This is a genomic window from Lysinibacillus sp. LZ02 (assembly GCF_050613145.1).
Classification (GTDB): domain Bacteria; phylum Bacillota; class Bacilli; order Bacillales_A; family Planococcaceae; genus Lysinibacillus_B.
Map to the genome: position 1 here is coordinate 1,149,000 of NZ_CP192507.1, position 25,953 is coordinate 1,174,952.

Annotated in this window: 25 protein-coding genes; 21 read left to right on the forward strand and 4 right to left on the reverse strand. The window is 39.4% G+C overall.

From position 1 onward, the window contains the following. Positions 1-60 precede the first annotated feature (60 nt). The 4 genes from ACQQ2I_RS05255 to ACQQ2I_RS05270 are packed head-to-tail and all read right to left on the reverse strand — an operon-like array spanning position 61 to position 2,530. Positions 61-669: an ABC-2 transporter permease gene (locus ACQQ2I_RS05255; RefSeq protein ID WP_431029515.1), complete on the reverse strand. Its 609-nt coding sequence runs from the start codon at positions 667-669 to the stop codon at positions 61-63. Between the two features lie 11 nt (positions 670-680). After that, positions 681-1,307 (reverse strand): hypothetical protein, encoded by a 627-nt coding sequence (locus ACQQ2I_RS05260; protein WP_431029516.1) that lies wholly within the window; start codon positions 1,305-1,307, stop codon positions 681-683. Positions 1,308-1,313: 6 nt separating this feature from the next. Then, positions 1,314-2,153 carry an ABC transporter ATP-binding protein gene (locus ACQQ2I_RS05265; protein WP_431029517.1) on the reverse strand — a complete coding sequence of 280 codons (840 nt, stop codon included), beginning with the start codon at positions 2,151-2,153 and terminating at the stop codon, positions 1,314-1,316. After that, positions 2,150-2,530 carry a GntR family transcriptional regulator gene (locus ACQQ2I_RS05270; protein ID WP_431029518.1) on the reverse strand — a complete coding sequence of 127 codons (381 nt, stop codon included), beginning with the start codon at positions 2,528-2,530 and terminating at the stop codon, positions 2,150-2,152. The genes ACQQ2I_RS05265 and ACQQ2I_RS05270 overlap by 4 nt, the downstream gene beginning before the upstream one ends. 148 nt (positions 2,531-2,678) lie before the next feature. Between ACQQ2I_RS05270 and ACQQ2I_RS05275 the strand changes: the two genes are divergently transcribed. The 21 genes from ACQQ2I_RS05275 (at position 2,679) to recA (ending at position 25,656) form a co-directional block, all read left to right on the forward strand. Next, the gene (locus ACQQ2I_RS05275) at positions 2,679-2,939 is read left to right on the forward strand and encodes a YlmC/YmxH family sporulation protein (protein ID WP_431029519.1); all 261 of its coding nucleotides are present in this window, start codon (positions 2,679-2,681) and stop codon (positions 2,937-2,939) included. Further along, positions 2,936-3,700 (forward strand): dipicolinate synthase subunit A, encoded by a 765-nt coding sequence (locus tag ACQQ2I_RS05280; RefSeq protein ID WP_431029520.1) that lies wholly within the window; start codon positions 2,936-2,938, stop codon positions 3,698-3,700. The genes ACQQ2I_RS05275 and ACQQ2I_RS05280 overlap by 4 nt, the downstream gene beginning before the upstream one ends. After that, positions 3,694-4,284 (forward strand): dipicolinate synthase subunit B, encoded by a 591-nt coding sequence (locus ACQQ2I_RS05285; protein ID WP_431029521.1) that lies wholly within the window; start codon positions 3,694-3,696, stop codon positions 4,282-4,284. The genes ACQQ2I_RS05280 and ACQQ2I_RS05285 overlap by 7 nt, the downstream gene beginning before the upstream one ends. 83 nt (positions 4,285-4,367) lie before the next feature. Continuing rightward, positions 4,368-5,408: an aspartate-semialdehyde dehydrogenase gene (locus ACQQ2I_RS05290; protein ID WP_431029522.1), complete on the forward strand. Its 1,041-nt coding sequence runs from the start codon at positions 4,368-4,370 to the stop codon at positions 5,406-5,408. A gap of 13 nt (positions 5,409-5,421) precedes the next feature. Then, a complete protein-coding gene (gene dapA, locus ACQQ2I_RS05295; RefSeq protein WP_431029523.1) occupies positions 5,422-6,333 on the forward strand; it encodes a 4-hydroxy-tetrahydrodipicolinate synthase in 912 nt (303 codons plus the stop codon). A gap of 332 nt (positions 6,334-6,665) precedes the next feature. Further along, a complete protein-coding gene (locus ACQQ2I_RS05300) occupies positions 6,666-8,333 on the forward strand; it encodes a ribonuclease J (RefSeq protein WP_431029524.1) in 1,668 nt (555 codons plus the stop codon). A 98-nt stretch (positions 8,334-8,431) separates the two neighbouring features. Next, entirely contained in the window at positions 8,432-10,699 is a 2,268-nt protein-coding gene (locus tag ACQQ2I_RS05305) for a DNA translocase FtsK (protein WP_431029525.1), read from the forward strand. A 193-nt stretch (positions 10,700-10,892) separates the two neighbouring features. Further along, complete coding sequence (locus ACQQ2I_RS05310; protein WP_431029526.1) at positions 10,893-11,621, forward strand: GntR family transcriptional regulator; 729 nt, start codon at positions 10,893-10,895, stop codon at positions 11,619-11,621. 55 nt (positions 11,622-11,676) lie between these two features. Then, positions 11,677-12,777, forward strand: a complete 1,101-nt coding sequence (locus ACQQ2I_RS05315; protein ID WP_431029527.1) for a BMP family lipoprotein — start codon at positions 11,677-11,679, stop codon at positions 12,775-12,777. 236 nt (positions 12,778-13,013) lie between these two features. Further along, the gene (locus tag ACQQ2I_RS05320; protein ID WP_431029528.1) at positions 13,014-14,543 is read left to right on the forward strand and encodes an ABC transporter ATP-binding protein; all 1,530 of its coding nucleotides are present in this window, start codon (positions 13,014-13,016) and stop codon (positions 14,541-14,543) included. A 3-nt stretch (positions 14,544-14,546) separates the two neighbouring features. Further along, entirely contained in the window at positions 14,547-15,593 is a 1,047-nt protein-coding gene (locus ACQQ2I_RS05325) for an ABC transporter permease (RefSeq protein ID WP_431029529.1), read from the forward strand. A gap of 1 nt (position 15,594) precedes the next feature. Then, positions 15,595-16,557 (forward strand): ABC transporter permease, encoded by a 963-nt coding sequence (locus tag ACQQ2I_RS05330; protein ID WP_431029530.1) that lies wholly within the window; start codon positions 15,595-15,597, stop codon positions 16,555-16,557. Positions 16,558-17,066: 509 nt separating this feature from the next. Beyond that, a complete protein-coding gene (gene yfmF / locus ACQQ2I_RS05335) occupies positions 17,067-18,329 on the forward strand; it encodes an EF-P 5-aminopentanol modification-associated protein YfmF (RefSeq protein WP_431029531.1) in 1,263 nt (420 codons plus the stop codon). 2 nt (positions 18,330-18,331) lie between these two features. Next, on the forward strand, positions 18,332-19,630 hold the full coding sequence (gene yfmH / locus ACQQ2I_RS05340; RefSeq protein ID WP_431029532.1) for an EF-P 5-aminopentanol modification-associated protein YfmH: 1,299 nt from the start codon (positions 18,332-18,334) through the stop codon (positions 19,628-19,630). Then, on the forward strand, positions 19,630-20,358 hold the full coding sequence (gene ymfI / locus ACQQ2I_RS05345) for an elongation factor P 5-aminopentanone reductase (RefSeq protein WP_431029533.1): 729 nt from the start codon (positions 19,630-19,632) through the stop codon (positions 20,356-20,358). The genes yfmH and ymfI overlap by 1 nt, the downstream gene beginning before the upstream one ends. A gap of 42 nt (positions 20,359-20,400) precedes the next feature. After that, positions 20,401-20,655: a DUF3243 domain-containing protein gene (locus ACQQ2I_RS05350; protein WP_431029534.1), complete on the forward strand. Its 255-nt coding sequence runs from the start codon at positions 20,401-20,403 to the stop codon at positions 20,653-20,655. 198 nt (positions 20,656-20,853) lie between these two features. Further along, positions 20,854-21,642 (forward strand): DUF3388 domain-containing protein, encoded by a 789-nt coding sequence (locus ACQQ2I_RS05355; RefSeq protein ID WP_431029535.1) that lies wholly within the window; start codon positions 20,854-20,856, stop codon positions 21,640-21,642. Between the two features lie 11 nt (positions 21,643-21,653). After that, the gene (locus ACQQ2I_RS05360) at positions 21,654-22,532 is read left to right on the forward strand and encodes a helix-turn-helix domain-containing protein (RefSeq protein ID WP_431029536.1); all 879 of its coding nucleotides are present in this window, start codon (positions 21,654-21,656) and stop codon (positions 22,530-22,532) included. 58 nt (positions 22,533-22,590) lie between these two features. Next, a complete protein-coding gene (gene pgsA / locus ACQQ2I_RS05365) occupies positions 22,591-23,169 on the forward strand; it encodes a CDP-diacylglycerol--glycerol-3-phosphate 3-phosphatidyltransferase (RefSeq protein ID WP_431029537.1) in 579 nt (192 codons plus the stop codon). 12 nt (positions 23,170-23,181) lie between these two features. Further along, positions 23,182-24,438 carry a competence/damage-inducible protein A gene (locus ACQQ2I_RS05370; protein ID WP_431029538.1) on the forward strand — a complete coding sequence of 419 codons (1,257 nt, stop codon included), beginning with the start codon at positions 23,182-23,184 and terminating at the stop codon, positions 24,436-24,438. 150 nt (positions 24,439-24,588) lie between these two features. Next, a complete protein-coding gene (recA, locus tag ACQQ2I_RS05375) occupies positions 24,589-25,656 on the forward strand; it encodes a recombinase RecA (RefSeq protein WP_391366538.1) in 1,068 nt (355 codons plus the stop codon). The last annotated feature ends 297 nt before the right edge of the window (positions 25,657-25,953 follow it).

The following is a 25,953-nucleotide window of genomic DNA, read 5'->3' on the forward strand; positions in this document are numbered from 1 at the left end:
AGAGAAGGGAGCTAGAAAGTTGTTACTTTCTGGCTCCCTTGTTCTTTCTGCATCATTCATTTAGAAAAGCTCTCTCTTTTTATATGCTCTAGTGGAGATTTTTAACATAATAAAATAAAGCATACAACTAATCATCGGCATAATCATCATTCTTATATAAAATGTTTCCTCAGGTCCGATTAAGCAAAACGCTGCATGGGGAATCATGATGACAAATAATGAACCGAATGTAGCTAATGCATTGTCCACTGAACTTTTCGTTATTTTCTCGTTTGTGAACATAAAATACTGCTGCAGGGCGATTACTACAATGGCGCTACCGAAAAAGCCAGTGAAAAACCCCCAATGCTCTTGTGGATTTTCATGTGTAATCCCTGTGCTCACCTGAGATAGTGCCAAAATCATAAAAATGATGGATACAAATAGGAAGGAGAACGTGTAGCTGCTTTTGACAATGTGTTCCCTTTTAAGCGGCATCGTATGAAGCGTGCGATAAAAGGTGTTGTTTGATAAAAAGGTTGAACTCGTGATTGCATTTATTGCCATAATGTAAGCAAAAATCGAAATATTTGATGCAGGAAGTAGAAAGACAATAATGGGTAGCGCTACGATTAAAAATAATAACATTTTCTTATGTAATTCAAACTGTAATCGTAATAAAGCATACATACAGATCCCTCCTATACAAAGTCGCGGCGCTCATATAGCCGCACGATCAGACGAAAATTGATAATCGTCACCCCAATCATCGCAATCGTAAAAATAAACAGGGCAGTAGCATAGTCTCCTGTAGACGATAAATGTTTAAAGAAAGAAATAATGAATCGATGCCCACCAAGCATGACAAAGAGGACAATCGCCGTTAAAAAAAGTCCGGAGCCAGATTTTAATGTATATTCGAGTAGGAATAATACATTAAAAAATAATAGCGACCCGCCAATTAATACCCAAATTGTTGTGAAGGTAAGTGTAGTACTGACGTCTGCTCGCATAGCGGTATACAGTAAAAACAAAGATACAAAGATCCCCCCGTAAATTACACATACTTGAAGCATATATGAAAACTGCATTTTCACAATTGTATGGGCGCTAAGCGGCATCGTATGTAACATCGGGCGGTATTTTTCCTGTATACTAAAAAAGTCTAACGTGATATAACCAACTGCAAAGAAATAGCCAGTTAACATTACGGTGCCTGTATCCGAAATGATGGTCAAAACAGTCGCGATGATCGCACTAATAGTTGCAGCTAAAATAAGCTGTGTTTGTGTTAAGGCGAAAAAGTAACGAGTTAACATATTTGCCATCCTCGATCACGCTCCTTTAACGAAAAATACCATTACATCATCAATCGTTGGTTTTTCCAATGTAAATGCGGGGCTAACAAGCGTACGTTTAACAAGTAGCTCTAAGCCAAACGCTGATTTTCGCTTCCCTAAAATAGCATGCTCCGGAATTTCTGTCGCTTGCGCCGCCGTTCCTTTCCAAAGACCGTAATCGTAGAGCAATACATCCTTGCTTTCACTAAACACAATTTCCCCTTTATGAATAAACGTAACCGTATCCGCAATTTTCTCTAAATCACTTGTAATATGCGAGGAAAATAAAATCGAATGCGATTCATCTTCCATAAAGGCAAGTAACATATCAAGCACTTCATCTCGTACAATCGGGTCGAGGCCACTTGTCGGTTCATCTAAAATGAGCAATTTCGGATGATGCGATAAAGCAAGTGCAAGCGATAGTTTCATCTTCATTCCTCGCGATAAATCTTTTACCTTTGTATATTTCGATACATCCAGCTGTTCAAGCAAGTCAAAAAAATATGTGCTATCCCAATTTTTATATACGTTGCCGTAAAATTTATTTAAATCAATACTAGTTAAGCCATCTGGAATATGGAGTTCATCAAACACAACGCCAATGTCTTCTTTCATTTTGACTTCATGTTGTATATGATTTTTACCGAATACAGAAATTTCTCCGGTCGTAATTTTCAGCAAATTCAATATACACTTAATCGTTGTTGATTTACCCGCACCGTTTTGGCCGATAAAGCCCATGACAGTTCCTTGCTCCAAGCTAAACGATAGATCACGTAGTTGAAATTCTCCAATTTTTTTATAAACATGTTTTACTTCAATCGCATTCATTTCCCCTCATCCTCCAATAATAATGTCATCAGTTCAAGTAATTCAGCGTGCGACATGCCCGCCGTACGCGCAAGTCCCGCGGCTTTCATCAAATGTTCTTCTAACTGCCGAATTAATGCTTCTCGTAAAAAATCTTGATTGCGTTCAGCAACAAAGCTTCCTTTCCCTGCGACTGTTTCGATAAAACCATCTCGCTCTAAGTCTGCATACGCCCGCTTTGTTGTCATTACGCTAATCTTTAATTCTTTTGCAAGCATGCGAATGGAAGGAAGTGCGTCACGAGGAAGCAATGTCCCACTTAAAATAGCCTGCTTCATTTGTTCGGTAATTTGTTCATAAATTGGCTTTTCGCTAGCATTGCTTAGTTTAATAATCACGGATCTATCCTCCTTTAGCCTAACTGTATATATACAGTATATACAGTTATTGGGATTTAGGTCTAGGGAAAAGAATTATAGTTCTCGTCACACAATAGGAAATCGTATGCATATAGTAGTGTTAAGCTCGTTACTGAGGAGGGAAATAATGCGATTATCTGAGTTGGCAGAGAAAGAACTAATCGAAGTGGAAAATGGTGCAAGGTACGGTTATTTAGCTGAATCGGAATGCTTATTCGATACAAAAACAGGGAAAATTCATGGTTTTGAATTAACAGCACCAATGCGTTTGCCGTTCGCCAAAAAGAAACAAGAACATGTATTTATCCCGTGGGATGAAATTTTACTGATTGGTGAGGACCGCATTTTATTTCAAAAAATTCGAATGAAAAAGTATGATCGAAAATGACAGAGCGTTGGCTAGTAATCGGTATGGACGCTCGGATGAAGGAACTTGCCAAGAAAATGTCATCACCAAATCGAACAATTTTTTATAAAAAGGCGACAGGTTGGGATGCAGGGGTCAATGCAACAGTACTTGATTTTTGCCCAGATAAGGTTGTGCTCCCAATTCAACCACTAACACTGGATGTTCCACTTCTTCTTGGTACAAAACATGTCACATTTTTTACAGGTCGTTTAACAGATGATTGGCGCGGGATGCTCAAGCAAGAAAAAGTCGTTCCGTATTTAGAAAATGAATCATTTATTTGGAAAAACGCTGGGCTAACAGCAGAGAGCTTTATTTCGTATCTTTATGAAAAAAGGCAAACGATTCGCGGTAAACATTTTATTGTGACAGGTTTCGGACGTGTCGGGAAGTTGCTTGCGCAAGCATTAACAGGCTTACATGCAAAAGTGACAATAGCTGTACGTTCTCATACACAAAAATATGAAGCAGCTATGCTTGGATATGAGGCAATCTATTTACAGCCTCAATATATAAAAGAAGCGACAGCACTGATCAATACAATACCTGCACAATGGCTAACGCAGTCGTTTAGCGAAGTCATTAAGATGCCGATTTATGATTTAGCATCAGCACCTGGATGTTTATACTATGTAACACGTAGTGACTATGAACAACTGCTTGCATTACCTGGGAAGTACTTCCCTGATGATGCAGCACAGCTCTTATATGACTCAATTGTGGAGGGGTGTGAATGTTAGAGGGAAAACGAATTGGGCTCGGTATTACAGCTTCACATTGCACATACGAAGATGTCGTGCCCAAAATCAAATACTTTACAGACGCCGGTGCAACGGTCGTCCCGATTATTACGCCATCCGTTTTGCACGCAGCAACACGTTTTGGCACAGGTGAAGAGTGGATTCAAAAAATAGAAGCACTGGCGGGTGAAAAAGTCGTTTCATCCATCATAGAGGCGGAACCTTTTGGCCCAAGAAATCCACTTGATTGTATGGTGATTGCACCAATGACAGGTAACTCGATTAGTAAATTTGCCAACGCAGCAACGGATTCACCGGTACTAATGGCTGCCAAAGCAACATTGCGCAATGGAAGTCCTGTCGTATTGGGGATATCGACGAATGATGCACTTGGTTTAAACTTTATGAATATAGCGAAGTTGATGAATGCTAAAAATGTATATTTTATACCATTCGGGCAAGATGACCCTATCAATAAACCTACGTCAATGATTGCTGATTTCAGTAAAATGCTCGATACTGTTCACTATGCGCTCGCTTATAAAAAACAATTACAACCTATAATTATACAGTTTTTGAAATAATCAAATAACCGTACACAATTCACGTTTTTTATGATACAATATCCAACATTATGTAACTAGATTTTTATAGGAGAGATGAAATAATGACAAAGCAATATAATGTCGCTGTAGTTGGTGCAACTGGCGCAGTTGGTTCGAAAATGATGGAGCAATTAGTGAAACGCAATTTCCCAATCGGTTCTATTAAATTTTTAGCATCAGCACGTTCAGCTGGTAAGCCAATCGACTTTAATGGCACAACATATACAATTGAAGAAGCAACACCAGAAGCTTTTGAAGGTGTAGCAATCGCTTTATTTTCAGCAGGTGGTTCTGTATCAGCAGCATTAGCGCCAGAAGCAGCAAAACGTGGTGCAATTGTAATCGATAATACGAGTCATTTCCGTATGGATCCAGAAGTACCGCTTGTTGTACCTGAAGTAAACCGTCATGTATTAAAAGATATTCCGAAAGGCATTATCGCAAATCCAAACTGTTCAACAATTCAAATGGTCGCAGCACTTCAACCAATTCGTGAAACATTTGGTTTAACAAAAGTAGTTGTATCTACATACCAAGCAGTTTCTGGCTCAGGTATTGCCGCAATTGATGAATTAAAAGCACAATCCGCACAGTGGGAAAAAGGTAAGGACGTAGAGGCAAACGTTTTACCTACTAAAGCAGATAAAAAACATTACCCAATCGCACGCAACGTTATTCCGCAAATCGATAAATTTACGGATAATGGTTACACATATGAAGAAATGAAAATGATTAACGAAACGAAAAAGATTATGGAGCTACCGGCTCTTCATGTTGCCGCAACTTGCGTACGTGTACCAGTTGTGTCAGGTCACTCTGAATCGGTCTATATCGAGCTTGAGAAAGAAGCGACAGTTGAAGAGATTTTTGCTGCATTAAAAGATGCACCAGGAATCGTATTACAAGATGATATCACGAACCAAGAATACCCGATGCCAATTTATGCTGAAGGTGAAGAACCAACATACGTAGGTCGTATCCGTCGTGATTTAGATAATCCAAAAGGCTTCCACTTATGGATTGTTGCTGACAACTTATTAAAAGGTGCAGCACTAAATTCAATTCAAATTGCAGAAGCGATGATTGAGGATAACTTATTATAAAGGAGTGCGGAGTATGAATATAGGTCGTATCGGAACGGCAATGATTACACCGTTCAAAAAAGATGGCACGATTAACTATCCAGAATTAGAACGCATTATTAATCATTTAATAGACAATGGGACAGATGCTATTATTGCATGTGGTACAACATCAGAAAACCCAACGATGTCTACTGAAGAGAAAATTGAAGTAGTTCGTTTTACAGTCGAAAAGGTTGCAGGTCGTATTCCAGTCATTGCAGGTACTGGAGATAACGAAACAGCTTACTCGATTATGATGACACATAACGCGGAGAAAAATGGTGCTGACGGCATTATGCTCGTAACACCGTACTATAATAAACCAAACCAACGTGGTATGTATGCTCACTTTAAAACAATCGCGAAAGAAACGTCGTTACCGGTTATGCTTTATAATGTCCCTGGTCGTACAGGGGCTAACATTGCAGCTGAAACAGCAATCGCTTTAAGTCGCGATGTCGAAAATATTACATGCATTAAAGAAGCAAGTGGTAACTTAGATCAAATGGGTGACATTATTGAAAATGTAGAACCTGATTTCAAAGTATACAGTGGGGATGATGGTTTAACATTGCCGCTATATGCCATTGGTGGTGCAGGTGTTATTTCTGTCGCATCACATGTTGTAGGTAGTGATATGCAATTAATGTTAAAAGCATTTGATGAAGGCAACCATGAATTAGCTGCAAAAATTCATCGAGCATTGCTTCCACTTGTGCGTGCACTATTCGCACAGCCAAACCCATCACCGATTAAATATGCAATGACAAAACTTGGATTTGATACGTTAGACGTGCGCATGCCAATGATGGAAATGCTACCTGAAGAAAAAGCAGCATTCGATCAAATTTGGGATACGTACCAAGAAAAAGCAAAGCACTTCCGCGAATTAGCGGTACAATAATAAAGTTTTACAAGCCGGCATGAAGAGTATTCATGCCGGTTTTTATATTGCGGAGGAAAAATATAAAATGAAGGTTCCTTCTATAAAATCCATTATGAACTAATTTCATCCTATTGATATTTTGAGAAATTATCAAATTCATTGTTTTTTTAATTTGTGCTAATGCTAAACTCCACGTATAATGAGATTTAAGTGGTTGCTGTTCGGGATAATTTCATCATAAATAAAATTTTTATATAGAGAAATGTCTAGGTGTTCATGCTATTTGTTGGAGTGCTTTTGCTACTCACAGATGAGCGAGCATGAATGCGCTTTTCTTAGGAGGAAATATAGTGAATAAAACGAAAAATGAAGTAATCCGAATTATTCCACTTGGTGGAGTAGGGGAAATCGGAAAAGCAATGTATGTAGTTGAAATCGACGAGGAGCTTTTCGTTGTAGACAGTGGGTTAATGTTCCCAGAAGACGAAATGCTAGGAATCGATATTGTTATTCCAGATATTACGTACTTAGAAGAAAATAAAGAACGTGTAAAAGGGATTTTCTTAACACACGGACATGAAGATGCAATTGGTTCGCTTGCATACGTATTACAAAAAATTAAAGCACCGGTATACGGTTCAAAACTAACGATTGCGCTTGCAAAGGAGCATTTAAAAGAATTACCTGCACCGCATCAAGTGAAATTCTTTGAAGTGACAAATAAAAGTCGCATGAATTTTCATTCGACATATGTAACCTTCTTCCATACAACACATTCAATTCCGGACTCATTAGGTGTTGTATTCCATACGTCAGAAGGAGCCATTGTGCATACGGGAGAATTTAAATTCGATCAATCGGCACAAGGAAAGTTCCGTCCAGATTTAGCGAAAATGGCACAACTTGGTGAAGAAGGCGTATTTATGCTATTGTCTGATTCGACAGAAGCAGAACGTCCAGGCTATACGACGAGCGAGACGGTTATTGCGGACCGTTTAGCGAAAACGTTTCATGCGGCACCAGGTCGTATTTTAGTTGCTGTATATGCATCGAACTTCATCCGTGTGCAACAAGTTTTTACACAAGCGCAAAACTTATTCCGAAAAGTAGCGGTAGTGGGCAAATCGCTTGAAAAAGTTGTAGACCTTGGGGTGAACTTAGGCTATTTAGATATTGATAAAGATATGCTTATTCCTGTAAGCGACATTCATAAATATCAAGATGATGAAATTGTGATTATTGCGACAGGTAATCAAGGGGAGCCATTAGAAGCGCTTGATAAAATTGTACGCAAGCATCATCGCGACATTAAAATTAAAGGCACAGATACAGTACTTATTACATTTACGCCATCGCCAGGGATGGAAGTGCAAATGTATAACACGATGAACCAAATCGCAAAAGCCGGGGCACAAGTGTTAGCAGCCGATAAAAAAGTACATGTGTCTGGTCATGGTAGCCAAGAAGATTTGAAATTAATGTTAAATCTGATGCGACCAAAATACTTTATCCCTATCCAAGGGGAGTACCGTATGCTCATTGCTCACTCGAAGTTAGCACAGTCAGTCGGTATGAAAAAATCGCAAATCTTTATCGCGGATAAAGGGGATATTGTCGAATGTAAAAATGGCAAAATTCGGATGAGTGGCCGTGTACAAGCCGGCAATGTTTTAATTGATGGTATCGGTGTTGGAGACGTTGGCAATATCGTATTACGTGACCGAAAACTACTTTCACAAGATGGTATTTTTATCGTTGTTGTGACGTTAAACCGCGCACAAAAGAAAATTGCTTCAGGTCCCGAAATTTTATCGCGCGGATTCGTTTATGTGCGTGAATCAGAAGAACTGATGATCGAAGCTTCAGAGATCGCGCGTACAGTAATTGAAAAGTATGTAAATAAAGATACGTTTGAATGGACAAATATTAAACAAGAGATCCGTGACGAACTAAACACTTACTTATTCCAAAAAACGAAGCGCCGCCCAATGATTATCCCAATTATTATGGAATATTAAGATGCAAAAAAGGATTTTCTTTCGCTCACATGGCAGAAAGGAAATCCTTTTTTTTCGAATGGGTGTGTAGAGGATGTTTATTCAAGAAAGTAGGTGAAATGATGGCGAGAAAAAAGAATAAAAAAAGAGAAACGGGACAAACAAAAGCGAGTAAAGAGTTGCATCCGTTAGCTTATGAAATTATAGGCGTCATGCTCATTGCTTTTGCGATGATTGCATTTTTTGAACTTGGTTTAGTCGGGCAAGTCGTTTATACGGTATCGATGTTTTTGCTAGGTAATTTACATTTCTTTGTGCCGTTTTTATGTGTTTTTATCGCAGGTATGTTAATGGTTAGGAGACGTGGTGTGAAGCTTAATAACCGTATTATTATCGGTCTAATGCTCATGTTAGGTAGCTTTATGGTATTTAGTCATTCTATCCTTTTTGAACAACTGCACCAAGCGAAGTTATTATTAAGTGATTCCGTTCTTCGTGAGACGTGGCGTATTTTAATTGATTCAGATGGAGTAATCAATCGTAGTGATTCTCTTGGTGGTGGTTTAATCGGAGCTTTTCTCTTTAGTATGTTTCATGTGTTATTTGATGCAACGGGTGCGAAAATTGCCGCGATGGTATTAATGATTGTAGGACTGATTTTAATTACAGGAAAAGCACTCGTCCCCTTCATTATAGAAAAAGGACCGAGCGTGAAAGATAAGCTTAAAGGAATGAAAGAGGAAAAACCCACCGGACGCACCAAACGAAAAAACCGAACCGAAGAGGAAGCAGCGGTCGCGGCAGTAGAGACAGTCGCAACGGTAGAGACGATTGAGTATTATGAGCCTGTAATTTCGGCCTTTACCGAAAATGTGGAGCAAAGTGAGCGGGATGAGTTTGGTGCAGATGAAGATGATGGACATGTAATAGATGAAACTATCGATGTAACAAACTATGCTGAAAATGCCTTTTATAAAATGCCTTCTTTACAGCTATTAAATGCACCGCCAGAACATGATCAAAGCGGAGAATATAAAGTGATTCAAGGGAATGCAAAAAAATTAGAACAAACCTTTCATAGTTTTGGTGTAAAAGCACGTGTTACACAAGTACATCTCGGTCCAGCTGTTACCAAATATGAAGTGCAGCCCGATGTCGGCGTAAAAGTCAGTAAAATTGTGAGTTTGCAGGATGATTTAGCATTAGCTCTTGCAGCAAAAGATATTCGCATTGAAGCACCGATTCCTGGGAAGTCTGCAATCGGTATTGAAGTGCCGAATAGTGAGATTGCGATTGTCACGTTAAGAGAGGTACTAGAGTCTAAAGAAAATAATCGTCCAGATGCAAAATTATTAATTGGTTTTGGTCGAGATATTACAGGGCAAGCCAAGTTAGCAGAGCTAAACAAAATGCCACACTTACTTGTCGCAGGTTCTACAGGGAGTGGGAAGTCCGTATGTATTAATGGGATTATTATATCGATTTTAATGCGGGCAGCACCGTATGAAGTGAAAATGATGATGATTGATCCGAAGATGGTGGAATTGAATGTGTATAATGGCATTCCGCATTTACTTGCGCCTGTCGTGACAGATCCCCGTAAAGCAGCACAAGCTCTTCAAAAAGTAGTGTCCGAAATGGAACGGCGATATGATTTATTTTCGCATACAAGTACTCGAAATATCGAGGGGTATAATGAATACATTGACCAACATAATTTAGAACATGAAGAAAAACAATCGAAACTTCCCTACATTGTAGTGATTGTAGATGAGTTGGCTGATTTAATGATGGTTGCGCCAGGTGAGGTAGAGGATTCGATTACGCGTCTTGCGCAAATGGCGCGTGCGGCGGGGATTCATTTAATTTTAGCGACCCAAAGACCGTCAGTTGATGTTATTACCGGTATTATTAAAGCGAATATACCATCACGTATTGCATTTGCAGTATCGAGTGGGATTGATTCGCGCACAATACTAGATATGGGCGGTGCTGAACGGCTACTTGGCCGAGGAGATATGTTGTTTTTACCAGCAGGCGCTTCAAAGCCAGTACGTGTACAGGGCGCATTTTTATCAGATGGAGAAGTACAAGCTGTTGTAGATTATGTCATTTCGCAACAAAAAGCTCAATACGAGGAGGCGATGATACCTACGGATGAACCGGTACAAGAAATGACCGATGAAAAAGATGCTTTGTATGATGAAGCGGTTCAACTTGTTATTGATATGCAAAGTGCATCCGTGTCCATGTTACAACGCAAATTTCGAGTTGGTTATGCACGAGCCGCACGGATTATGGATCAAATGGAAATGAGGGGCGTAGTCAGTCCGCCGGATGGAAGTAGACCGAGACAAGTATTAGTAACAAAATCAATGATGGAATAGAGAGAAATGACAGTATATTTAGTCTCTTATGAATTATGTCTAAAATGAGCCTAATTCCACGGCAATAGACAAATTAATATATACTTTTTTCTGAAATGTGTTTTCATTAGAAGCTAAAAGTGTTATATTATTCAACGAATTAGTAGGAATGTTGTACATCAGATGTCTGATCTCTAATTTGGTGGTGGTTGATGTGACAATAAAAACAGATCATCGTCATTTGTACTTACAAGTGATTGATCGTTTAAAATCAGATATCGAAAAGGGTGTTTATCAAGAAAATCAAAAACTTCCTTCTGAATTTGAACTGTCAAAATCGCTTGGAGTCAGTCGTGCAACTTTACGTGAAGCGCTAAGATTGCTGGAAGAGGAAAACGTTATTGTACGTCGTCATGGCGTAGGAACATTTGTCAATCCAAAACCAGTTTTTACATCAGGAATTGAACAGCTTTCGAGTATATCATCGATGATTGAAAAGGCAGGTATGGAGCCGGGCTCAATTTTTATGAGTGCAATGGAAGATGAACCAACAGAAAACGATTTAAACCGATTCCAAACCGACATTGATGACAATGTAATTACAATTGAACGTGTTAGAACGGCAGATAGTGAACCAGTTGTGTACTGTATAGATAAAGTGCCATCAAGCTATTTGCCAAAACAATTTTTGAAAAATGAAGATTTATCTATCTTCTCTGCCCTTGAAAAGTCGGGACAGATTCGTGTAGCGTATGCCATCACATATATTGATCCAGTGGGCTATCATGAAGTCGTTTCACCGATTTTGAAATGTGGACCAGAGACAGCGTTACTCGTATTAAAACAACTGCACTACGATGATAATGATAAAGTAGTGCTGTATTCAAAGAACTATTTTAGAGCTGATAAATTCAGTTTCCATGTAGTTCGTAAAAGGGTGTAGAACATATTTTTATTTCCTACTAATTAAAAAATGAAAAATTTGGGGGGACTAGATTATGAAAAAACGTAAATTTGGTTTATTAATCTCATCTGTGGTAGCAACTGGTGCTATTTTAGCGGCATGTGGTAGCGATGACGAGGGAGCAAAAGATACTTCAAATAACGATACAACTGGTGATAATGGCACAACAGAAGAAGCAGCTGGGGACTTCTCCATTGCCATGGTAACAGACGTTGGTGGTGTTGATGATAAATCATTCAACCAATCTGCTTGGGAAGGTATCGAAAAGTGGGGTACTGACAACGGGTTAACAAAAGGTGATGGTGGTTTCGACTACTTACAATCAAAATCAGATGCGGACTACAATACAAACTTAAACTTGTTATTACGTCGCGATTTTGACTTAGTATTTGGTGTAGGTTTCTTAATGAATGACGCAGTTCTTGAAATTGCGGAGCAACAACAAGATGCAAAGCTTGCAATTATTGACTCTGTCGTAGATGCACCAAACGTAGCATCTGTACTGTTTAAAGAGCAAGAAGGGGCATTCCTTGCAGGTGTCGTAGCTGCAACAATGTCTGAGACAGGTAAAATCGGTTTCGTAGGTGGACAATCTATTCCAGTAATCGAGCGTTTCCACGCAGGTTATGTTGAAGGTGCAAAAGCAGTAAACCCTGATATCGAAATTGATGTTTACTATGCAGAAGCATTCGATAAAGCAGAATTAGGTAAAACTGCTGCAAACCGCATGTACTCTTCGGGTGTAGACATTATCTTCCACGCTGCTGGTGGTACTGGTAACGGTGTATTCACAGAAGCGAAAGAGCGTAAAGAAAAAGATCCAAATGCGAACGTATGGGTAATCGGTGTAGACGCTGACCAATACGCTGAAGGTCAAGTAGGTGACCAAAACGTAACATTAACTTCGATGCTGAAAGGTGTAGGTCATGCGGTAATCGATATTGCAAACCGTGCAAAAGATGGGGACTTCCCTGGCGGAGAAACAATTGTTTATGGTTTAGCGGAAGATGGTGTTGGTTTAGCTGACTCTCGCGGTGCCATCCCAGAGGACGTATTAAAAACTGTAGAAGACTATAAAGCGAAAATTGCTTCTGGTGAAATCGTAGTACCGGAAAAACCAAAGGAAGCTAAATAATCAATATGTTTGTCCATCATCATAGAGATTCTTAGTAATCTCTATGATGATTTTGTAATCAAAGAATACCGTTAGATAATTCTGTGAATTCAAATGTAAGCGTTCTACTAATGGGGTGAAGCAGGATTTTAGTAGTATTTGGCGAAAATTAATAGATGAAAGATTTTTATGTAAAAAAATCTTTCTTGTGTTAATTTTATTACTTTCATATAAATGAGCCTAAAGGAGTGAATCGAGTGGAATATGTGATTGAAATGCTCGGCATTCGTAAGGAGTTTGGCGGATTCGTAGCAAACAACAACATCACTCTCCAGCTAAAAAAAGGCGAAATTCATGCACTACTAGGTGAAAACGGTGCAGGTAAATCGACTTTAATGAACGTACTTTTCGGACTTTATCAGCCAGAAGCTGGTGATATTAAAGTGCGCGGAGAATCAGTAAAGATTACAGACCCAAATGTAGCGAACGATCTTGGAATTGGGATGGTTCACCAACATTTCATGTTAGTGGAAAACTTTACTGTTACTGAAAATATTATTTTAGGTAGCGAGCCAACAAAAGCAGGTATCGTGAATATTAAAGACGCGGCAAAAGATATTGCCAAGCTATCTGAAAAATATGGTTTGGATGTAGATCCATATGCAAAAATTGAAGATATTTCAGTCGGAATGCAGCAACGTGTTGAAATTTTAAAAACACTTTACCGTGGGGCTGAAATTTTAATATTTGACGAACCTACTGCTTCTTTAACGCCTCAAGAAATCACGGAGCTGATCCAGATTATGAAGCGTCTTATTAAAGAAGGTAAATCTATTATTTTAATTACGCATAAATTAAAAGAGATTATGGAAGTTTCTGATCGTGTAACGATTATTCGTAAAGGGGAAGGGATTGGAACAGTTGTCACAGCTGAGACAAATCCAGATCAACTTGCCGAATTAATGGTCGGACGTCAAGTCACTTTCAAAACAGAAAAAGGTTCAGCAAATCCAACAGATGAAGTATTAAATGTGAAAGATTTGGTTGTACTTGATTACCGTGGAACAGAGAAAGTGAAGGGGCTAAATTTATCAGTCCGTAAAGGTGAAATTGTCGGTATTGCCGGAATTGACGGGAATGGGCAATCTGAATTAATCGAAGCGATTACTGGTTTACGTAAAGTAAAAAGCGGACAAGTGGTCATGAATGGTGTCAATGTAACGAATAAAAAGCCGCGTGAAATTACAGAAACCGGCTTAGGGCATATCCCACAAGACCGTCATAAACATGGGCTTGTACTTGACTTTACAATCGGTCACAACCTAGCGCTTCAAACGTACTATACAGATGAATTTTCAAAATTTGGCGTCATCGACTATAAAAAAATCTCGAAAAAAGCTAATGAAATTATTGAAGAGTTTGACGTGCGTACAGGTCATGGGGAAGCAACACCAGCGCGCGCGTTATCGGGTGGTAATCAACAAAAAGCGATTATCGGACGTGAGGTAGACCGAAATCCGGAGCTATTAATCGCAGCACTACCTACACGTGGTCTTGATGTAGGGGCGATTGAATTTATTCACCGCCGTTTAATCGAGCAACGTGATAAAGGAAAAGCGGTTTTATTAATTTCATTTGAATTGGATGAGGTCATGAATGTATCAGACCGCATTGCGGTTATTTATGATGGACAAATTGTGGATACATTAGATCCGCGTGAAACGACTGAGCAAGAGCTTGGCTTACTAATGGCGGGGCAGTCAAAGAAAAAGAAGGGGGACGAATAATTTATGTCAAATCGATTGATTAACATTCTCGTTCCTGCTATCTCGGTTGTGTTAGGGTTAATCGTAGGTGCGATTGTAATGGTTGTGTCTGGGTATGACCCAGTTGCAGGTTACATCGCGCTTTGGAACGGTATTTTTGGAGATGTTTATACAATTGGTGAAACGATTCGCCAAATTACACCGTATATTTTAGCTGGTTTAGCGGTAGCATTTGCTTTCCGTACAGGGTTATTCAATATCGGGGTTGAAGGTCAGCTAATTATGGGATGGGTAGCTGCAGCATATGTCGGTTACGCATTCGAAGGCTTACCTAAATTTATCCACTTGCCATTAGCGTTACTTGCTGCAGGTGCTGCAGGTGCGTTTTGGGCATTTATTGCCGGTTTCTTAAAGGCTAGATTTAGTGTGCATGAAGTTATTGCAACGATTATGTTAAACTACACGGCACTTCATATTACGAATGCATTGATTAAGTACTGGTCAGGTAGTGACCGTACAGAAAAAATCCAAGAATCAGCGTCACTTCGTTCTCCTTGGTTTGAGCAAATAACAGATTATTCTCGCCTTCACTGGGGAATCGTTGTCGCATTAATCATGGTATTTGTCATGTGGTTCTTACTAGAGCGCACAACACGCGGCTTCGAATTAAAGGCAGTTGGGTTTAATCATAATGCAGCAGAATATGCAGGGATGAGTGTTAATAAAAATATCATTTTAGCGATGACGATTTCAGGTATGTTCGCCGGTCTTGGAGGTGCGATGGAGGCGCTTGGTACATTCGGTTATGCCTCTGTTAAAGGTGGATTTACAGGGATCGGGTTTGACGGTATTGCGGTTGCCTTACTGGGTGCAAATACACCGCTTGGGGTAGTTTTTGGTGCTTCATTATTCGGTTCATTAAAATTTGGTGCGTTAAATATGCCGAATGCTGCGGGTATTCCGACAGAAATCGTATCGATTATTATTGCATTAATCATTTTCTTCGTAGCATCGGGTTACGTAATTCGTGTATTATTAGAAAAGTTTGGTAGCAAAAAGGAGGGCAACTAATATGAGCTTTTTAGAAGTATTATATTTTATCGTCCCTTCTGCTATTTTCTACGCCGCTCCGTTAATTTTCGGTGCGATTGGTGGCGTATTCTCAGAGCGTTCGGGTGTTGTCAACATCGGGATTGAAGGGATCATGGTGATTGGTGCCTTTGTAGGGATTGTCTTTAACTTATTTACAGCGGATATGTTCGGTGGCTTTACACCATGGGCTTCTCTTGTAGCCGCTATGGTAGTGGGCGCCATCTTCTCGTTATTCTTAGCGGTAGCAGCTATTTCATTCCGCGCTGACCAAACCGTTACAGGGGTAGCATTGAACTTATTAGGTATAGCAATTGCGCTATTCTCTGTGAAAATGTTGTTCGAAGGGAAAGGACAAACGGATTTCATTTCAGAACGCTTTGCGCGCTTTGATATTCCGTTATTATCAGATATTCCATTCCTTGGACCATTATTATTCCATAATTTATACGGCACATCGATTTTAGCGATTGCGCTAGCATTTGTGGCGTGGTTTGTTATTTACAAAACACCATTTGGCTTACGTCTTCGTGCAGTTGGGGAGCACCCGATGGCAGCAGATACAATGGGGATTAACGTAACGAAAATGCGTTACGTAGCAGTAATGATTTCGGGTGCGTTAGCAGGAATCGGTGGCGCGATTTATGCCCAAACGATTACAAATGATTTCGGACACGCTACAATTAACGGTCAAGGGTTCATGGCGATTGCTGCGATGATCTTCGGGAAATGGCATCCAGTTGGTGCGATGGGGGCAGCGCTATTCTTCGGTTTAGCCCAAGCTTTAAGTATCGCAGGTGGTACGATTCCATACGTCAAGGAAATTCCACCGGTATTCCTAACGATTTTACCGTACGTGTTAACGATTTTAGCTTTAGCTGGATTTATCGGAAAAGCTACAGCACCAAAAGCAACAGGGACGCCTTATATTAAAGGCAAACGATAAGTTTTTAAAACACTCTATATTTCGTCGGTGCTTTTAGTAAGGGAACATTTTTGCGGAAATAACAGTTCAACTGTGGCTCAATATTAAAATATGTTCTTGATAAAAAAGAGAGCACTCTAAAAGCATATGGAGTGAAGGGTGGCGACTCCAGCGGGAGATTTAAGAGCAAAGGCTAAAGTCGCCACGTCCTGTGGCAATGCCTTTGTGAACAACATCATGTTGTCCCGAGGTGAAGACCCCGCAGACGAGCATTTGCGAGTCGAGGAGGCTGAAGCCAAGCCCGCGGAAAGCGTCCGCCCGTAACGGAATGTGCGGTCAAGTACACATTTTGGCGAAGAGCCTCAACTGTATAGCTATAAAAGTCGTCTCAGCTTGAGGCGGCTTTTTCTGATGATGAGCATATGCTGTTTTACTAAAAGTTGTATAATACTTTTGCAATATGCGCATATTCACATGTATAGTAATAGAGAGTATATATGCATTTCATTAGGTAGTCAGGAGGGGTTTTTTTGTTTTTAACAACACAATTAGCGAAGGGCGTTGCTTTACATACCCGACAAACGACGCAATTTAAAACGGTCAACTTTTCAATCAAATGGAGACGCCCATTAACAGAAAAGGATGCAGCGGAACGTACGGTGTTATCGAATGTGCTACAACATTCAAATGAAAAGTTCAAAACATCCGCAGCATTTCGTAGCTATTTAGATGATTTATTTGGTACGGTGCTTTATTTTGATACAATGAAACGTGGAAACGAGCATACAATTTTATTAAACGTAGAAACGGTGAATGATCAGTACTTAGCCAACTCAAATGTATTACAAGAAGTACTGCGTTTAATGCACACAGTTATTTTTAGCCCTAATCTAGAAAACAATGTATTTGTTCCATCTATTGTAGAACGGGAAAAAGAAATGGTATTGGAACGCATTCAATCGATTTTTGATGATAAGGCACGCTATGCACAGCATCGCCTCACACAAATTTTACGTCCGAATCAACCAGCATCTATTTCGGCAAATGGTACACTCGAAGCAGTAAAAGCTGTAACCCCGCAGTCACTAAAAGCAGCATATGATGCCATGCTACAAGATGATACCGTTGATATTTATGTGGTCGGTGATATTGATGTAGAACAAGTGACCGAGCAGTTGCGTCAAGCACTATCGTTTGGTGACCGAGCGTTGCATGAAAAGAAACGAAAGATTGAAGTGGATACAACCCCAGAACCATATACGAAAGAACAGCATGAAATGAAACAAGGAAAGCTTCATATCGGCTTTTCAACACCGGTGTATTTCGGGCATGAAGATTTTCCTAAAATGCAAATCTTTAACGGGATTTTTGGTGGATACGCCCACTCAAAATTATTTATGAATGTCCGTGAACGTGAAAGCTTAGCCTATTATGCATCTAGTTCATATGCGTCACATTACGGGCTTGTCTTTGTAACGTCTGGTATTGAACCGTCTAACGAGAAAAAGGCAATCGATGTGATTAATGAACAATTAACAACTATGCAAAATGGTGAAATTTCAGAGTTAGAGCTCACACAAACAAAAGCGATGTTAACGAATCAGTTAAAAGAGGCGCTTGATTCAGCGCGTGGTCAAATTGAAATATACGATCAATATAAAGATTTAAATGAACCATTTTCAATTGATACATGGGCAACTCGTTGGCAAGAAGTCACGAAGGAAGATGTTCAACAAATGGCTAAACAAGTAAAACAAGAAGCAATTTATTTCTTGTGCGGTAAGGAGGACTAATTTTGCAAAAGATTGAATTTAACCAGCTTGATGAGACATTATATTATAAGCAGCTAGACAATGGTCTTGACGTCTACATCTTACCGAAAAAAGGTTTTTCTAAAACATATGTAACCTTTACAACAAACTATGGTTCGATTGATCGTACATTTATACCGATTGGTGAGTCTGAGCCGATTACCGTTCCTGACGGTATTGCGCACTTTTTAGAGCATAAAATGTTCGAAAAAGAAGAGGGAGATGTGTTCCAAAAGTTTAGTGAAGTGGGTGCACAAGCGAACGCTTTCACGTCTTTTACACGTACAGCGTATTTATTTTCCGCAACAGACCATATTTATAAAAGTACCGAAACATTATTAGATTTCGTACAAAGCCCGTATTTCACAGAAGCGACAGTGGAAAAGGAAAAAGGAATTATTGGGCAAGAAATTACAATGTATGATGATTTACCAGATTGGCGCTTATATTTTGGGGCGATTGAAAACATGTACCAACATCATCCGGTGAAAATTGATATCGCAGGAACAATTGAATCCATCGATAAAATTACAGCGGATCATTTATATACATGCTATAACACATTTTATCACCCATCCAATATGTTGTTATTTGTAGTGGGTGGTGTAGACCCAGTGGAAATGATGTCACTGATTGAAGAGAATCAACGAAAGAAAGAATTTCCAGAGCCACCTACACTAGAAAGTTTATTTGATGAGGAGCCGACAGCAGTAGCGGTGAAAGACCGTGAAATCTTTATGGCGGTACAAAAGCCAAAAGTATATGTCGGGTTAAAGGCAAAAACAGTAGATTTAGTAGGCAATGGTATGTTAAAGCATGAGCTTGCAGTTATGATTGCTTTAGAATGCTTATTTGGTCGTGCATCTAGTTTTTATATGGATATTTATGAACAAGGTATCATTGATGAATCTTATGCTTATGATTTCTCGCTTGAAAAAGGGTTTGGTTTTGCTTTAATTGGCTCAGATACGAATAACGCTGAAAAATTGATTCAAGCGATTAAGAACCGCTTAAAAGAAGCAGAAGACCGTTCTCTTTTCACTACGGAAGATGTAGAACGCATTAAGCGAAAAAGAATTGGGTACTTCTTACGTGCCTTAAACTCGCTAGAATTTATCGCCAACCAATTTACACGTTATAAGTTTAATGAGATGAATTTATTTGATGTCGTTCCTACGATTGAACAATTAACAGTAAATGATATTCAAGAGGCATTTACATCGCTACAAGGTGAAGAACAACAAACTATATTTAAAGTGTTGCCTGTGAGTGAACGTAAATAATGAAAAAATTTGCTTTAGTATGTGGCGCGTCTGGTGCAATCGGACGCGCAATTTGTGATGAATTAGCGCAAGATGGTTGGTCGCTTTATCTACACTTTCATAGTGGGATTGAACGAGTGCAGCAATTGGCTTTGACCCTTCAACAACAGTATCCAACACAGGAGTTCATTACCGTGCAGGCTGATTTTTCAAAAAGAGATGCAGCAGACGAATTAGCGAAACAACTCTTTTCGGTACAGGCTGTGATTTTTGCCAATGGGCATGCATACACTCAGTTATTAGAGGATACACCTATTGATGAGATGGAAAAACTGTGGCGAGTACATGTACAAAATCCCATGCGTCTTATCGCGACTATTTCAAATAAATTGCGTGCAAATGACACAAGTTATATATTATTTATCGGGTCCATTTGGGGTGCTGTCGGTGCTGCCGGTGAAGTCGTCTATTCGGCTGTAAAAGGTGCACAGCATGCCTTTGTAAAAGCATATGCACAAGAAGCGGCTTATAATGGGGTTCGTGTGAATGCTATTGCGCCTGGTTTTATCGATACGGAAATGAATAATCATTTAACAGAGCAAGAAAAGCAAGCGCTTGTAAATGAAATTCCATTGCAACGATTAGGGATTGTAACAGATGTCGCGCAAATGACACGTTTTTATGTAAGTGGTGCAGCCGATTATGTAACGGGGCAAATTGTGCATGTAAATGGTGGTTGGTACATATAATTCGCATTCTCGCACATACTAGTGGCGAGAGGAGGCGAAAACATGGGTATTTTAGAAAACTGGCAACAGTGGACGCATTTCTTAGGTGAAAAAGTAGAAGATGCGAAAAGCGACGGGATGTCATCTAAAATGATTGACCGTGCAGCTGTTCAAATTGGGGAGTATTTAGCCAAAAATATTGAACCTCAAAATGAACAAGAGCGTGTTCTTGCAGATTTATGGTCGGTTGCTTCATCTGACGAAAAGCAAGCACTTGCAAGCTGTATTGTAAAATTAGTTGAAAATAAAGTGTCTTAAAATGGACGACAAAAGGGAGCCTTGAAGGTTTCCCTTTTGATTTTCCTTAAAAATTTGATAAAAAGACTCTTATATTGCCCAAATTTAAAATATTGATATAAAAACCGTTGTTTCCAACTTTTCAATACATATAAAATCAGCTATCATGGAACTTATAAGAGTTTGAGGCGTTTCTAATTAGAGAGGACAGATACATTCATGGGTGAATGGTATTTTGAATATGAGATTCAGGTAAATCGTCCGGGGCTTTTAGGTGATATTGCGTCATTACTAGGTATGCTTCGTGTAAATATTGTGACGATTAATGGTGTAGATGAAGGGCGTCGAGGAATGCTTGTAAAAGCAGAAAAAGATGAGTCGATTGAGCGGTTTATTTCCATTGTGTCAACAATGGAAAATATTCATGTAACAAAGTTCCGCGTACCAAAATTACGTGATCGTTTAGCCGTTCGTCATGGTCATTATATTCCGAAAGATGCGGATGAGAAAAATACCTTCCGCTTTGTTCGGAGCGAATTAGGAATTTTAGTTGATTTTATGGCGGAGCTCTTTAAAAAAGAAGGCAATAAGCTCATCGGTATTCGAGGGATGCCACGTGTTGGAAAAACGGAGTCTATTGTGGCAGCAAGTGTTTGTGCAAATAAGCGTTGGATTTTTCTTTCTTCCACCATGATTAAGCAAACAGTTCGAAATGCACTTATTGGTGACGAGTTTCATGGTAATAATATTTTTATACTAGACGGGGCGGTCACAAGACGATCCAATGATGAACGACATCAGCAATTAGTACGTGAGATGATGGGCATGGACACGATTAAAGTAATCGAACATCCCGATATTTTCGTGCAGCATTCGGAATATAAAATCGAGGATTTCGATTATATTATTGAATTACGTAATAATCCAGATGAAGAAATTACGTATGAAATCATTGAAAAAAACAATATGATGTCTTCAGTAAATGATTTCGGGGGCTTTAATTTTTAAATAAAAAGTAGGTGTTATTGTTGACAGAATTAGGAGCTCGCCTCAAGGAAGCGAGATTAGCTAAAGGATATAGCTTAGAAGATTTACAAGAAATAACGAAAATCCAAAAACGTTATTTAATTGGTATTGAAGAGGGAAACTATTCGATTATGCCGGGTTCTTTTTATGTTCGAGCCTTCATTAAACAATACGCTGAAGCAGTCGGACTAGACCCAGAAGAATTATTAGATCAATTTAAAAAAGATGTACCGGGTTCTCAAACGGAAGAAGTAGTGCAGTCTTATACGCAAAGTCCGAGTCGTCGTAAACTAGCCAATCGTTCTTCGAATAAAGCGATGGAAATGATGCCAAAAATTACTGTAGCATTATTTATCATTGTGATTATTGCTGTTATTTCAATTTTATATTGGGCAAAATCAAAAGAAACTCCCGGTATCGTGGATGAGGAATCACCACCAGTAGAGTATGTAAAACCACAAACAAATGAACCGAATACAGATGGGGCAGAAGGTACTGTAGATGAAGAAGGTGCAGAAGAAGAGCCATTAGAGGAAGAAGAGCCTCCGACTGTTGCACAAGTCATTTCACCAGGTGCGATCAATGGGGATGATGTAAACTTTGAAGTATCCGGTACGAATGAGTTAAAAATTCGAGTTGAAATCACGAATAATGCAAGCTGGATTGCGTTCCGTAATACACAAGGTGTCGACAATTTAGGAAGAGTATACAATCCGAGTGAAACGGTAGAATACGATGCGACAACAGATGGCTATGTTCGTATTCGTGTAGGTAGTGTGCCGAGTGCAAAAGTGTATGTAAATGATGAACTATTAACATCACCGTCAGACCGTACAACGCAAAACTTTATCATTCAATTCGTTCAAGAATAACAAGCTGAGTAGTCATCTGAGGATGACTACTTTGTTTCAAATGAAAGGTGTTTAACAAATGAATATTCCAAATAAGATTACAGTCTCTCGTATTTGCTTAATTCCCGTTTTTATGATTGTAATATTGTTTGACTTTGGGTGGGGAACGATGGAACTGTTTGGTGCAGAAATGCCCGTTAATCATTTCGTCGGTGCAATCATTTTTATACTTGCTTCAATAACGGACTGGGTGGACGGTTATTATGCAAGAAAATACAATTTAGTAACGAATATGGGGAAATTTTTAGACCCACTTGCGGACAAATTATTAGTATCAGCAGCATTTATTTTACTAGTAGAGCTTGGGCTTGCACCTGCTTGGATTGTCATTCTCATCATTTCGCGAGAATTTGCCGTAACAGGTCTACGCCTTATTTTAGCTGGTCAAGGAGAAGTAGTTGCTGCCAATCAACTTGGTAAAATTAAAACATGGGCTCAAATCGTGGCGATTTCAGCGCTGTTTTTACACAATACGATTTTCGCATTAATGGGCATTCCATTTGATGATATTGCACTATATGTGGCACTATTCTTTACGATCTGGTCTGGTTGGGACTATTTCTATTTAAATCGTCGTGTGTTGTTAGACTCTAAATAAGGGAGGTCATTTATGAACGCAGAAATTATTGCAGTAGGTTCAGAGTTACTACTAGGACAAATTACGAACACAAATGCACAATTTATCTCGAGTCAGCTTTCTGAACTAGGGATCAATGTATATTATCATACAGTTGTTGGCGATAACCCACAGCGTTTAGAAGAGGCCATTCGTATTGCCGAAAAACGTGCAGATTGCATTATTTTCTCCGGGGGTTTAGGACCTACGAAAGATGATTTAACAAAAGAAACGATTGCGCGTCATTTAGGTGTTGAGCTTAAATTTGATTCAGTAGCACTAAGCTATATTGAAGATTTTTTTGCGAGTCGCGGACGTCAGATGACGGAAAATAATCGGAAGCAAGCACTTGTGTTAGAGGGCTGTGATGTGCTAGCGAATCATCACGGAATGGCACCAGGGATGTTACTTGAGCGCGGTAAGCACATGTATATTTTACTGCCAGGACCACCGAAAGAATTGCATCCGATGTTTCAATTTGAGGCAAAGCCACGCCTAGCTAAAAAAATGACACAAGGTGCGATGATTGTTTCTCATGTACTTAGATTTTATGGCATTGGTGAAGCCGAGCTAGAAGTACGTGTACAACATATTTTAGAGGCGCAGTCCAATCCAACTGTTGCACCACTTGCAACCGATGGAGAAGTTACATTACGCATTACGGCAAAAGCAGATAATGAAGCGGAAGCATGGTCATTAATTGAGGCAAAAAAAGCCGAGATTTTAGCGATTGTCGGGGAGTATTGCTACGGGGTAGATGATGATTCTTTAGCATCTAAAGCAGTAGAAATGTTACTCGAAAATGGCTTAACTATTGCGGCAGCAGAAAGCTTAACAGCAGGGCTATTTCAATCAGAATTAGCAGAAATTCCAGGTGTGGGTCAGGCACTAGTGGGGGGGCTTGTGACTTATAACGAGCAAGTGAAAATGGAGCAGCTAGGTGTGTCAGCAGAAACATTAGCTCACCATAGTGTAGTGAGCAGTGAATGTGCAGCCGAAATGGCATTCAAAGTACGTGAAAAATTCGGCACGGATATTGGTGTCGGTTTAACAGGTGCAGCTGGTCCTGAAGCGCATGGTAATGAGCCGCCCGGTACAATTTGGATTGGTTTAAGCATTGGGCAAGAGCCGCCAATTACATATCGTTTACAACTATCAGGTTCTCGTAATACGAATCGCCTCCGTGCAGTAAAATTTACATTTAGTTATTTAATGCGTCAACTTGTGGAAAAAGGCTACCGAAAAATATAAGAAAATAGAAATTTGGGCATAGAAAATGGCCCAAATTTTTATTTTGGACAATAAACGAAAATATGTTCGCTTTTTTCTTGTGGTTTGTCTCAATAAGAAGTATAATAGAGACATAACGAAAGCAGTTCGTAATTAAAGGAGGACACATTTGTGAGTGATCGTAAAGCTGCCTTAGATATGGCGTTAAAACAAATTGAAAAACAATTCGGCAAAGGCTCAATTATGAAGTTAGGAGAAACGACTGACCGCCAAATTGAAACTTCTTCAAGTGGGTCATTAGCGCTTGATGCAGCACTTGGTGTAGGTGGCTATCCACGTGGTCGTATTATCGAAATTTATGGACCGGAATCTTCAGGTAAAACAACAGTAGCCCTACATGCGATTGCTGAAGTTCAAGCAAACGGTGGACAGGCTGCGTTTATCGATGCAGAGCACGCATTAGATCCTGTCTATGCACAAAAACTAGGTGTAAATATTGATGAGTTACTTTTATCTCAGCCAGATACGGGCGAGCAAGCTTTAGAAATTGCAGAAGCATTAGTACGTTCTGGTGCGATTGATATTCTCGTTATCGACTCTGTCGCAGCATTAGTACCAAAAGCAGAGATTGAAGGAGAGATGGGTGACTCACACGTTGGTTTACAAGCGCGTTTAATGTCACAAGCGCTTCGTAAATTATCAGGCGCTATTAATAAATCAAAAACATTAGCTATTTTTATTAACCAAATACGTGAAAAAATCGGTGTCATGTTTGGTAATCCTGAAACAACACCTGGTGGACGTGCATTAAAGTTCTACTCTTCTGTACGTTTAGAAGTTCGCCGTGCTGAAACAATTAAGCAAGGAACTGAAATGGTCGGAAATAAAACAAAAATTAAAATTGTAAAAAATAAAGTAGCGCCACCATTCCGTACAGCTGAAGTGGATATCATGTATGGTGAAGGGATTTCAAAAGAAGGCGAAATTGTAGACTTAGGAGCAGAGTTAGATATTATTCAAAAGAGTGGCTCTTGGTATGCATATGGCGACGAGCGTCTAGGGCAAGGGCGTGAAAATGCAAAGCAATTCTTAAAAGAAAATCATGCAATTCGCGATGAAATTGCAGATAAAATTCGTGAAGCTTACGGTATTGGCGCAGGCAATTCATATACAATTGGTGGCCACGACGAAGATGAAGAAATGGACGACGAATTACTACTTGATTTAGGCGAAAAATAATTTCAGGTAAAACTTAAAACAGTCTGTCCCCACTCACTCAAAAGTGAGTGGGGTTTTTAGTTCGTACCGAAAGTGTAGCTTAGACAGGAGGCTGCATAAAATGCTTGTTGATTGGCGTAGCGAGTGGGGGAGTACCATATGTTTGAACTTAAAGAAAAATGGTTTCAGTTTAAATAAGTGGGAGTCATTGTTGAAATATTAAGAATTATTCACTTTTGCCGTAGCTCAGAGGCTAACATAATTTTAATATTTTTTAACATTTACCTAGTGTTTTTTAGGTTTTATTTTTCCTCGTCA